General features: G+C 44.6%; 8 protein-coding genes and 1 tRNA gene. 4 read left to right on the top strand and 5 right to left on the bottom strand.

What is annotated here, in order from left to right:
* Positions 1-100 precede the first annotated feature (100 nt).
* The 4 genes from DPF93_RS10950 to DPF93_RS10930 form a co-directional block, all read right to left on the bottom strand.
* A complete protein-coding gene (locus DPF93_RS10950) occupies positions 101-1,645 on the bottom strand; it encodes a DNA cytosine methyltransferase (RefSeq protein ID WP_114766212.1) in 1,545 nt (514 codons plus the stop codon).
* Positions 1,646-2,398: 753 nt separating this feature from the next.
* A tRNA-Ser gene (locus DPF93_RS10940) sits at positions 2,399-2,486 on the bottom strand.
* Between the two features lie 120 nt (positions 2,487-2,606).
* A complete protein-coding gene (locus DPF93_RS10935) occupies positions 2,607-3,119 on the bottom strand; it encodes an L-alanine exporter AlaE (protein WP_114766210.1) in 513 nt (170 codons plus the stop codon).
* A 234-nt stretch (positions 3,120-3,353) separates the two neighbouring features.
* A complete protein-coding gene (locus DPF93_RS10930; RefSeq protein WP_164675353.1) occupies positions 3,354-5,765 on the bottom strand; it encodes a hybrid sensor histidine kinase/response regulator in 2,412 nt (803 codons plus the stop codon).
* 269 nt (positions 5,766-6,034) lie between these two features.
* Here DPF93_RS10930 and DPF93_RS10925 point away from each other — a divergent pair, with 269 nt between their 5' ends.
* On the top strand, positions 6,035-6,607 hold the full coding sequence (locus DPF93_RS10925) for a UPF0149 family protein (protein WP_114766209.1): 573 nt from the start codon (positions 6,035-6,037) through the stop codon (positions 6,605-6,607).
* Positions 6,608-6,789: 182 nt separating this feature from the next.
* On the opposite strand, the gene DPF93_RS10920 is transcribed toward DPF93_RS10925, so the two are convergent.
* A complete protein-coding gene (locus DPF93_RS10920; protein WP_114766208.1) occupies positions 6,790-7,827 on the bottom strand; it encodes a potassium channel family protein in 1,038 nt (345 codons plus the stop codon).
* A 257-nt stretch (positions 7,828-8,084) separates the two neighbouring features.
* On the opposite strand from DPF93_RS10920, the gene DPF93_RS10915 reads away from it, so the two are divergent.
* The 3 genes from DPF93_RS10915 to DPF93_RS10900 form a co-directional block, all read left to right on the top strand.
* Entirely contained in the window at positions 8,085-10,481 is a 2,397-nt protein-coding gene (locus DPF93_RS10915; RefSeq protein ID WP_114766207.1) for a hypothetical protein, read from the top strand.
* Positions 10,482-10,499: 18 nt separating this feature from the next.
* Positions 10,500-11,204: a hypothetical protein gene (locus tag DPF93_RS21315; protein ID WP_164675352.1), complete on the top strand. Its 705-nt coding sequence runs from the start codon at positions 10,500-10,502 to the stop codon at positions 11,202-11,204.
* Positions 11,205-11,389: 185 nt separating this feature from the next.
* Positions 11,390-11,589 (top strand): helix-turn-helix domain-containing protein (locus DPF93_RS10900; protein ID WP_164675337.1); only part of this gene is annotated, 200 nt, incomplete at its 3' end.

Raw genomic sequence — 11,589 nt, 5'->3', positions numbered from 1 at the left:
AGGCGCTGGTGCTAAAATTGCCAAAACACTAATTAACTCGTTTCGGCTATTTTTGTACTCGACCTAATTGCATCGCAAGCTAAGACCAAGATGTAATCATCTATGCAGATAGGAGTTCTAAAACTATTTTACCTACTTGGCGCGCCAAAAATGGCGGCACAGCATTCCCGACCTGCACATATTGCTGAGTTCGATTTCCCTCAAAATAGTAGTTATCCGGAAATGTCTGTAATCTTGCAGCCTCCCTCACAGTCAAACTTCTACACTGTTTTGGATCATAGTGGATAAAGTAATGACCATCTTTGGAAATATGGCTCGTTATCGTAGTTGAACACTTATTTGAAGACTGCACTCGAAACCTATCTGCGTGTGTACCTGTTTTCCAGTTAGCATGTTCTGGGGCAAGCTCATCAGGAAAATCTTTGGATTTAGGAGAAACACCATTATTTAACTGTGAATAGGCTGCACAGAAAGCATAACGCAGTAGATCTGATTCCATATGCCCACGTGTTTCATGGTTCAGTACACAATTCAGATTTTTATCCAGTAGCCAGCTCTTTAGTGGTTCAGAAATTCTGGAAAAACGAATATCCCTGTGCTCGGTACTTTTTCGTTGCAGACCGGGATAAGGAGCAAGATCTAGGCTTTCAACCTGCTCGCTCGTATAACCTACGCTGATCAAGATATTTCTGAGCTGCTCTGCATGTGTGCTAATTGTCTCCCCCCAGTGTACAGGCGAATCGGGCTTTTTAGAAAAACCACTTCTCAGTTCAGGGAGATCGTCCAAAATATTTTTCACACCGAGGCTTGTTTTATCTGACTCACAAAGAGTGCCCGGAGTTGCATCTATATCTTCCCTAACACCAAGAAGGATCACTCTGTGGCGAGCTTGCGGTACACCGTAATTTTCACAGCGAATCAGAAAATCCGAAGAATCAGGATATTGTGGATTGTTCGGGTTTTCAGGTTTTACAACCAAAGAATAGATTTTGTAACCCTTAGTGTGCCTTTCCTTAGTTACTTTGCCGGGATTTCTTAAGTCTTTAAGAATAGAAGGGAACATAACCTTACCATTAACCTTAGCAGACAGGATTCCTCTCACATTTTCCATCACAAAAACTTCCGGCTGAGCAATAGCAAGCACCTTCAGATATTCCAAATAGAGGAAATGCCGATTGTCATTCTCGGCTTTGTAATCTTTTTTACCTGCATTGCGTGAGCGCCCAGCAAGGGAGTATGCTTGACATGGAGGACCACCAATGACTACTTTAGGACCATTATGGACAGAAATCAGTGACTTTATTCGTTCGTGAATAATATTGTTGTCTTCTCCTAAAGCGGTAGGCTTTTCTAGCGTCTCTCTAATCGCTTCTTCTGATTCAGTAGGATGCCTTGCAAACAACCCTTTCCTATCAAGTTCACCTCTTACATAGGAATAGTAATCATCCAGTCCACCCTCTTTATTCTTAATTTTCCTGAAGAATGCACGAGTAGTTAATGTCTTATGAGCACAAGGTTCTTTTTCGACAGATACACCGATTTTAAAAGGAGAGAAACCTTCTGAAGTTTCAACGGATGATATACCTTCTCCCAAGCCTCCTGGACCCGCGAATAAATCGATCACCAAAACTTCGTCTTTTGTCATATCTGTAAACCCTGTTTAAATTACGAGGCAATCATACCAGGCAATTTTCCTAGGGCAATAGTTAAAGATTCAGAAACTTCAAATATGTTTAGTTGGTGACCAGACTGCTATCAATATGCTCACTGATCAGTGGGTTAGTACACAAATATAAGCCCTTTCCGCTTTTTATGCGAACGTATTATCGGTAGGTAAAAGTGCTTTAACCGGCGAAACATTTTATAAGCAAGCCTATCTCTATCCCTCAGAGGATACTCCCAGATAGCAAGTTCATGGTGACAGCGACGCTGTATCCACACAAGTCAGAAATGAGCTCCATACGCTTAATTACTCTCTTTGGCTTTTTACTGCCAAATCAATTAATAGACTATTCATATCAACTTCTATTAAGCGCATTACAAATACCTACCTTAGTTTCAAGAAACTGAGCATAGATTGATTTTACTTGGTCGATTGTTGGTGTAGGTGTTTCGAGAATGGCACGAGCTAACTCAGAAGCGATACCAGCCGCTTCAAGATAATATCTTGTTATCAAACTAACTCTAGGTTGATGGAGCTTTCCATTAGTTAAGATATTCCACCTAAAGGTATAAGCACCCGTTTTCGTCTGTGTCAGGTAATTACACTGTCGAGCTAATTTAGCCCTGACGTTTCGTACCTTTTTGCTTTGCATTGTCGCCTATATTGTCGCATTGACGATAGAACCAAGAGCTCAAAAACGAAAAAGCCCCAGCATTTCTGCTGGGGCTTAGAATGTGGCGGTGAGTGAGAGATTCGAACTCTCGATACGTTGCCGTATACACACTTTCCAGGCGTGCTCCTTCAGCCACTCGGACAACTCACCGAATCAAATTGTGGTTAGCGTTATTCGCTAACGAGGCGCTAATTTAATGATTCTAGGAGGTTAGGTCAAGAGCAAAGCCTAAAAAATCCCGCCAACTATGTTTGATTGGTTACGTTGTGGCTAATCTGCTGCAGGTTTATCCACTAAGACTTCTTGTACAACGTCTTGCACTACTTCCTGAACCACTTCTTGAACATAGTAGCCCGGTACTTTAAACCAGCGGCGGCAAGTATCTAAGAAGTGCCCGTAAAGCACACCCATCACGCATGAAACAACTGCGTTAGAAGCAACAGCCGTGGCGATCTGTTCAAGGTTCGCGCCTACCACCAGCAAAATGCAGGCATAGACCGGTGATTGGAACAATACGTATGCGCTCAAATCAGAGATGTTCTTCATTAAGTTCGATGGCGAAATTCGGCTGCCCGTGCGCAACATAAAGTCACGGAACATCCCATAGGGCCAGGCTATCGCGATGTTTACCGGGATCGATAAGGTACGTGACGCTAAAGACTGCTCAAACGTCATGCCTGAAATAAATATCTCTATAATCATGCCAGTAACAAAACAAAACACGACCATAGCAAAAGTGTCTGCTAATGCATTTCGAATACTGAATGAACCAAGCAATTTCATTACCACCTCAACATATAATTCTGCTGAAACAACAAATTAACAACATCAATATCTAGCTTTATTTAAATAACTAGTAATTGGCGCCATTAGAACACTAAATCATTAGAATTAGATTCCATATTTAACATTGCGAAGTGGATAAATCACTGTTTTTAGAACAAAAAGCAGCTAAAGTCACTAGAGTAACTTTAGCTGTTTATTAGATAATGTGGTGTTTATAAAACACTCAATATACTAAGCGTCTTTTAATAGAACTGTCAGTACATCAAGGTCTTGCTGAGAGGGTAGTTGCTTGCGTTTCACCAAAGGCGCAATAAGCGCTCCGGCATCGCTTTTTTCATCACTATTAAAGTGAGTAAAGATGGTAGAGAGAATTTCTTGCGCCTCATCTTGCTTGCGGTCTTCCACAGCAATATAGAGTGAAACCAGTTGTTCCTCAGCGTTAAATGGTGCTGTAGATTGGCATTCATGCAGTGATTTGTACTGATAGAGCTTATCTGAATAGCGGTAAAGCATATCGTCGAGCTCTTTCTCATCAATTGGTTTGGAGACAATAGTATCTACACCAGCGGCGAGCATGCGCTCTTGTGTCTCTTTAAACAGATCGGCTGTACAACCAAAGATAAGAATGTTCGCGGTCGGCAAATTGAGTGCGCGTATCTCTTGGGTAGCCGTGATGCCATCTTTACGTGGCATGTGGTTGTCCATCATGATCAAGTCAAACTGGCTGCTTTGCACTGCCTCTACGGCTTGCTCACCGTCACCAACGCAGTGGCACTCAAAACCTTTGGCTGACATAAAGCTCTTAATAATGATGGTATTGGTGCGGTTGTCTTCCACAATCAACGCTTTTAGCCCATTGTAGTTAAGCTTTTTATGCTCGTGGCTTTCTACTTTTTCAGGCTGGCACACTTCCATATCAAGCAGCACATCAAAGGTCGTCCCCTGCCCCAGTTGGCTTTGTACGCTGACATCGCCGTTCATTAGCTCGCTAATTTGTTTAACGATCGCCAATCCAAGCCCAGTACCTCCAAATCGGCGTGTGGTGGAAGACTCGGCTTGCACAAACGGTTTGAATATTTTTTCCAACGCGGACGCATCAATGCCCACCCCAGAATCCACCACTTTAATGTTGAGAAAGTTCCTGCCATTCATCTCAACTTCTGCAAAGCTGATTTCAACAAACCCTTGTGAGGTGAACTTCACTGCATTGTTAAGTAGGTTAAACAGTATTTGGCGCAGGCGGGCTTTATCAGAGGTGTACCACCGCAGCTTATTTACCTCACTCTTGATCTCAAAACGCAACCCTTTCTCTGCGCACAGGGTGTGGTAAACACTGTTGATACTGCCAATAATTGATTGGAGTGGAAACGGGGCTTTCTCCAACTCTAAATGACCTTGCTCTATCTTAGAGAAGTCTAAGATCTCGTTAAGCAACATCATCATATGATCGCCAGAATCATACAGAGTTTTAAGATGCTTACGCTGCTCGTGGTTTAAGTCCGTCTTGAGTAAGATCTGTGCCGTGCCTAACACCCCATTCATTGGGGTGCGAATTTCATGGGAGATGGTGGCAAGGAAGGCACTTTTGGCGCGAGTTGAAGCCAGTGCTTTTTTCTTTTCTTGCTCAAGGAACACCGTCTTTTGATTAAATACATCAATTAGGTGTTTGATTTCGTCGTTACTGTGGTAATCAATATCAATGATCCCACCGCGTTTCGAATCATCCACTTCACGGGCAATTTTACTGATTGGCTCAATCAAAAAGCGATTGATCAACACATAGCCGATCAGCACGCAAAATAGCATCATCGGCATGATGCCCATCTCAACCTTGGTGACCATGTCATAAGCTTGCTCTGCCACCAGCCGATTGGCGTTAACCACATCAATCGTCCAGCCAAAATCGCCAAAGGTCTGCTCGCTAATATAAATATCTTCGACAATTTTAAAGTTGTACTCGATAACCACTTCGTTATTGCGATCTCGAATAAGTATCCCAAGTTCATGCTGCTCTGCATGGCGCTTCACAAACTCAACCAAGCCCTCAAGCGAAAGATCGATAGTCGCAACGCCTGCAAACTCACCATCAACAAAATAAGGCGAAGAAGCAGTGATCATCTGGACATGAGTAAATGGGTCAATATAAACCGATGACCAAGAGACGCTGCCCTGCGGCTTATTAATCACCTCGCTATACCAAGCTTCACTGTCATAGCCGCCGGTGAGCGGGTTATCCCACGAATAAATGCGGTCTACCTTGCCATCTCTGGCACGATTAAAAAACTGGCTCTTATAAGGCTGCTCGGGTTGCGAAAGGTCTGGTTTTGGCCACAAGCCGCCACTGACTGCCACGCCATCAATCACACTGAACATACTGCGTAGAATTTCAGCCTGTAGCTCTGGCGATTTGCCGGTATTGCCCACGCTTACCACACTTTGCAAAATGCCAAGGGGGCTTTCAAGAGAGGATTCAATTTCACTGGAGATGATTTGTGAGCGCGAGTCGAGGTTGCGGATCAGTTGATCTCGAATCGGTGGCTCAACCACAAAATAGCTCACTGCCCCGACAACCGCGATGGCGAAAGCTAAATAGATTGCGAGTGCATAAATGCTCTGTCGCTTTAAAGATGAACGCTTGACCATAACCAACTGAATTTTTGATGTTTATACAAAATTATAGGTACTATACCCAAATTACTTCAAGTAACAGGATTGATATTCATTTTAGTAGACTCAGTTCATGACTAAACAACAAAAACATCAATATCTGCTGCTAAGTTATCCCTTGGGTGCGGGTTAACACTAAATTAATCGGCTCAGTTAAAGATTAGTTCCAGTAGTAAGCTATTTTTGTTAACTATGGGCTGTTACTATAGCTCCATCTGAATTTATTTACTTAATCGGTATTGATTTTGACTCTACAAGAAATCCTATCTCAGCCTGAACTTAACGGTAAACTTATCAACGAAGCGAAGACGCACGGTTTTGTTACCGCAATGGCAGCCGCGCCACACACACTTGATCCGCATGAGTGGCTTCCGTTCCTATGGGGCGGTGAAGAAGTCGCGCCATTCAGCGATGGCGAGCAACTTGAGTGCTACATTGAGCAAGTGATTGCACTGTGGAACCAATACCGCCCAGCACTGATGAGTAACCAATGGCAATGGCCGGAAGGTTGCGCGTTAGATGAAGAGGAGATCGTAACCGAGCAAGCACGTGATTTTTGTGAAGGTTTACTACAAGGTTGGCAGCTTTCTCGCGATGATTGGGAAGCCATCATGCCAGAAGATAGCCAAGATAACGCACTTTTAGGTGGCGTATTACTGTCTCTGACTATGCTGTACGATCCAGAAACTTCTATCGCGACACTTGCAGAGCAAGGTATTGAAGGCTTAGAACAGTTTGAAGAGATCTTCAACGCAATGCCAACCATGCTGTGTGGTTTAACCATGCGCGGCATGCAGCTAGTGGAAGCTGGCGAGTAAGCTTTACGCTTGAGCTAAAAATATAGATGCGGAAGGCTTCACCACGGTGAAGCCTTTTTTTGTGGCAAAAGCACTAAAAGGCAAGACTCCTGACTACGGCTATCATGAATAACAATTTTTACTCAGCTTACTAATTTACAGAGCGCCAGAAACCCAAAAGAAACCACGCACTAGGTAAAAATTCAGGACGCAACCTTACCCCAATCAAATTGCTCAATGCGCTCGTCAGCAATGTAGAACAGCTTCATACTCGGCATTATCAAAGTGTCTAACTCTGGGTTTAACTCAATGCCTTGCTCGCCTTCAATTGCGATCAAGGTTGCTTGATGATGCTTTTTCATAAATAGAAACACGCTCTCTACCGAGATAGCTTGTCTCTCTTGTGGGTAGTACGTCGAATATTGCGTCATGCCACGAGTTGAGGCGAGAAGCTCTTGATGCAAAGCACTTGAACCAGGATCAACCGCCGCTTTGGCGATCATCTCCGCCCCGACCGCAGGAATGCATTCCGCATTTGGGCAATGCTGGCTCAGCAGCGCGCTCAGCGCTTCATCTTTAAAGTACGCCACTAGATGGGCTTTAGGGTTAATGTTACTGCAATAAAGCGCCGCTGAGAGCGTGATGTCATCTTCAAGGTTATCGACCACAATGCAACTTGCCACGTCAATGCGAGCATTTTTCATCTCTTGCGCATCGGTATAACTGCCCACTTTTACAAAGCCAATCTCACCCGGCAGTGGGTTCTCGATATCAGAGCGAGTACACAGCACAATTGGGCGATTACCCTCCTCTTCATGCTGCAACATACGGATCAAATGCAAAGTACGCTGCCCATTCCAGCCTAACAGTAAAATATGATTTTCAGTGTTCACTTTTCTCTTCCCTAATACACCCGCGCGCCAGTAATCGACAAGATTCGACGCTATACGCCCTAATATTGAGGCAAACAGTGCCAAGCCACCGGGTATCACAAACAACACCACGACCCACTTACCGGCATCGGTTACCGGAGAATGATCGCCATAACCCACCGTAGAGGCGGTCACCATTAGGTAGTAAACAAAATTGGAGAAACTATCCGTTAGTACTGCTTCACCGGCAAGTTTGAGTAACAGCCAAGCGATAACGATGTACGCAACGCTAAGTAGCAGCAAATTACGACCGCTAAGGTCAAACAGCGTCGCATGTAACTTTCGCTTTAGGTATAACCATAACGCCATACGTCTTCCTATTTGATTTGTTGTATCTGCTCCAATCCGTTAAGAGCATTTTTACAAAGATAGTGGATAGATGCGAGCAAAGCATCATGGCATGAGAGCTAACTCAAACCATAGGGAAGCATTCGAGTTGTTATTGGGGTTCAACCTTAGCGGTAAGAAAAGTGGATTTGTTTTAATTTTAGTTACTTAGTGTCAAAATGCGCGCAAGAAGACAACGTTATAATCGATACATCACCGATACCAGAACGAGCCAGTTAATGCTAGATTCACTCAATCCATCGACTCTGTCCTCCATCCCTGAGGCAGTGCAAACCGCGCTTAACCAGTTTGGCAGTTATGATGATCCTTGCTTAGTGTTGCTCTACAGTGACGCACCACAAAGCACTAGAAATAAAGCGCTGCAAAAAGCCATTGAAAAAAACAATGTGGAAATTTCGCCTTGGCATGAACTTAGCGAAAACGTCAGCTTTGGCTACCTATTTTGTAATCACTTCAATGCCAATTTTTTTGCTTTTGAACTAAGTGATGCGCTTGAGGAGCAAAACTACTCAGTAAAAGTATCGGTTTTTCGCCATAACCCGCTTGGCGAAATCAACAGTACTTATCGATGGAACATCAAACAGTTAATGACGTTGCTCGCGGCAGAAGAAAGTGTGCTGATTAACGACTATTGCGACACACGCCATTGGCAAGGTGTCGACGAATATATTGAAGCCGACCGTGCTGACGATATGGACGAGCAACAACAAAACACCAACGCCTTTACTGATGGTGAAAAGGCGCTTGAAGAGCCGCTGCAACAACTCTACCCATTTATAGGTCGCCTGCCGCGTGGTGAGGATTTGTGGCACTACGTATTAACTGGCGAATATCAAAATCACACGTCATTAAGTGAAAGCCTACTTGATCTCGATTCGGTCCTCATTTTGTTGCACGCTAAGCGTTATTGTGCGCCTTTTTATCGGCATATACTGCGCTGCTGTCATTACGATAGCATCCCGAGCCAACAAGAGATTCTGCCGTACTTAGGCGACATTTTACGCCCGCTTTATGATGTACTGTTGGCGGATAGACAAAACCACGTAAATCAACAACGTTTTATTCGCGTGGTAGATATTTTCTATCATCTGTTTGACCAGCAAGATCTGCCAGAATCGCTGCAAGCAACCATGACAACTAACGCAGATAGTGCGTGCATGAGCGTATTTGAATTTGAAACGCGCTACTGCTTGCCGTGCGAAGCCGAAGAAAATGATATCTGTGCCAGAACCAAACAGAAAATCGACGAGATCATTGATTCACTCGACAACTACTACTTATGTGATCACCAAGAATATCAAGAGATTGAGCAAGTATTCTCTTCAAATCGTCATGCGTTTAATTACCAATTGTGGCAACGCGAAGATGAGGAAGAGCAAACTCTTTGCCGCCTAATCGGTGCGGTGTTACTCAACTTTGATCGCTATGCACAGCGCTTTGATCACTATACAGAAGCACTATTGAAGTGGGTAAGCTATGGCTTACATCGTGATGTTTTTATCCAGTTTGAGCAGCACAGCAGCCAATCGTCCCCATTACTGCAAACGTGGCTAATTGATGGGCAAAGCGACTGCTTACCAGCGCTTCTGGCTGAGTTAGAGACCAGTTTGCACCGCGATTCTTACCATCAGAATCAGGCGAAGTTAGGTGCTACCCAGCCTCAATACGCCTTGTTTAACTCGGTTGATGTTTTCCGCCCTCTCTTGGCAACCTGTTATTGGCTGTATAAAGTCAATCAGGATGACTTTGCCAAACGCGTTATCAACCTTTGCATGGCCTTGGCTCCGCAGGCAACGATTGCGAGTATGGCGAACTTTTATCGTCGCAGCATGGGCTACTTCGCCAGCCCTGCGCAGCAAAATGCCTTTTTTATGCAGCTGTTTGATCTCGGCATCTCTTACATTGATCAATGCGCATACCACATCGCGCTTGCCGTGCAATATGATGTAGGCGAACTGACAGCCTTGATCAACCGTTATGCAGAATTAGACCAAGACGAGCGTGAGCGCTGGAATGAGGCTATCAGTAAACTCAAACCCAGACAGCGAGATGAGTTCTACCTCAATGTGCATCGCCTCCACCCAACACTTACTACGCCGCTCTCTAGCTATCGTGATATCGTTTTGGGTGAAATCATGCATTCGGTGGCTCGCAGTAATCAAGCGAGTGAGCATGAATTACTCACAACGGCTGCCAAGCGTTTTATTGATGGCGAATTGGACTTTCACCAATATCACAGCCAAATAGAGGCTTTGATCGACGTTAGCCAGTTTGATTTACCACCAGAGTGCTATAGCCGATTTGCACCCAAAATCTTGCCGCAAATCCTTACCGCGCCGACCTTGGAGCAACAGGTTCGTTGGGTACAGCTTTTCTGCTGTGAGCCCACACCGAGCAAATTAGGATGGTTTAAAGCACTGCGCCGCCACACCACGCACAACAGCAAGCTGCAAACCACATTGCTTGAAGAGCTTTTCTTCGAAAGCGTGCTGCATGATGGCAACTTGTCTTTTGCCGACCGACAAGAAATCGAGTTGGATGATCTCAGCGACGAATGGGATGAGTATTGGCAAGGGTATAAACAGCATATGTCCCGTCACATTAAAACCCTATAACGCGGCAAGGAAAAGATTATGAGCGATAAGCAAAGCATTCTTAGCGAATACCTACCATTGCAACTTATCACCTTTGGCGACGTTTATGCCGATGAAGGGGGTGATGATGATGCGTGGTTAAACGAGTACGACTTTACCTGGCAGCCGATTGTGGATACAAAATATCACCCACAACTCTACTTCGGTGATGAGTTAATGCGCTTTAAACCTGAGGGGCAGGACAAACGCGAGGCAATCAACCGACGCACGGGCGGTATTCCCCTGCGCATGCCAAACATTTCATTTTGTTGGGGCAGTAAGAGTTTATTGATTGCCAATGAGCTCGCCGATGAACTGTATTTCAGCGAGCGTCTTGGCATCACGCGCAGCCAAGCCGAGGTGACAGACGCAGCAGGTCATCTGCATCACCATTACAGCGCGCTTTCGTTTCATAAAGCGCTGACACCACAACGCATTGAAACGCGTTTGAGCGACGTTGTCTGCGAGCAGCGGCTGCTCATTTGTATCGCACTTAAAAAGCACCGCTCGACATTTTTGATCCACCACTCGCTACTAGAACGCTGGCAGGGATTAGGCATTGAAGATATCCACTTCGAAGTAGAAGAAAAGCACCGCTTTTTCGAAACCTTAATGGCAGATAAATTCTACTCCGCTCGCTATACCCAGCGCTGTTTTCGCAATATAGATGACTTTCAGCACAATCAAAACGCCATGCTTGATTAGCGGAATACGGAATACGGAATACGGAATACGGAATACGGAATACGGAATACGGAATACGGAATACGGAATACGGAATACGGAATACGGATAAGCTAAACTCTAGAGATAAAAAAGCCAGCTTACTTGCTGGCTTTTTCATAGGGTTTGTCCCGTCCTGAAATGTGTTTACACATTGAGGACGAATTATGACCACTTCAAATAAACTCTACATTAAGCGCACTCAGCGTGATTACACACTAGGCTTTAAATTGCAGGTCGTTGATGCCGTAGAAAAAGGAGAAATGACCTACAAGCAAGCACAAGCCATTTATGGTATCCAAGGTCGCTCAACTGTTTTAACTTGGCTGAGAAAGCACGGAAAAATGGATTGGACGCAAAACCCAAG

The organism is Vibrio rhodolitus (assembly GCF_003350325.1).
Lineage (GTDB): Bacteria > Pseudomonadota > Gammaproteobacteria > Enterobacterales > Vibrionaceae > Vibrio > Vibrio rhodolitus.
The sequence above is the reverse complement of the archived record's forward strand: the minus strand, read 5'-3'. Positions and strand labels throughout refer to the sequence as shown.

What these genes read in the sequence shown, in the direction of transcription:
- DPF93_RS10950 (WP_114766212.1), bottom strand. Translation starts at nt 1,645, where the DNA reads ATGACAAAAGACGAAGTTTTGGTGATCGATTTATTCGCGGGTCCAGGA.
- DPF93_RS10915 (WP_114766207.1), top strand. Translation starts at nt 8,085, where the DNA reads ATGCTAGATTCACTCAATCCATCGACTCTGTCCTCCATCCCTGAGGCA.
- DPF93_RS10935 (WP_114766210.1), bottom strand. Translation starts at nt 3,119, where the DNA reads ATGAAATTGCTTGGTTCATTCAGTATTCGAAATGCATTAGCAGACACT.
- DPF93_RS10920 (WP_114766208.1), bottom strand. Translation starts at nt 7,827, where the DNA reads ATGGCGTTATGGTTATACCTAAAGCGAAAGTTACATGCGACGCTGTTT.
- DPF93_RS21315 (WP_164675352.1), top strand. Translation starts at nt 10,500, where the DNA reads ATGAGCGATAAGCAAAGCATTCTTAGCGAATACCTACCATTGCAACTT.
- DPF93_RS10930 (WP_164675353.1), bottom strand. Translation starts at nt 5,765, where the DNA reads ATGGTCAAGCGTTCATCTTTAAAGCGACAGAGCATTTATGCACTCGCA.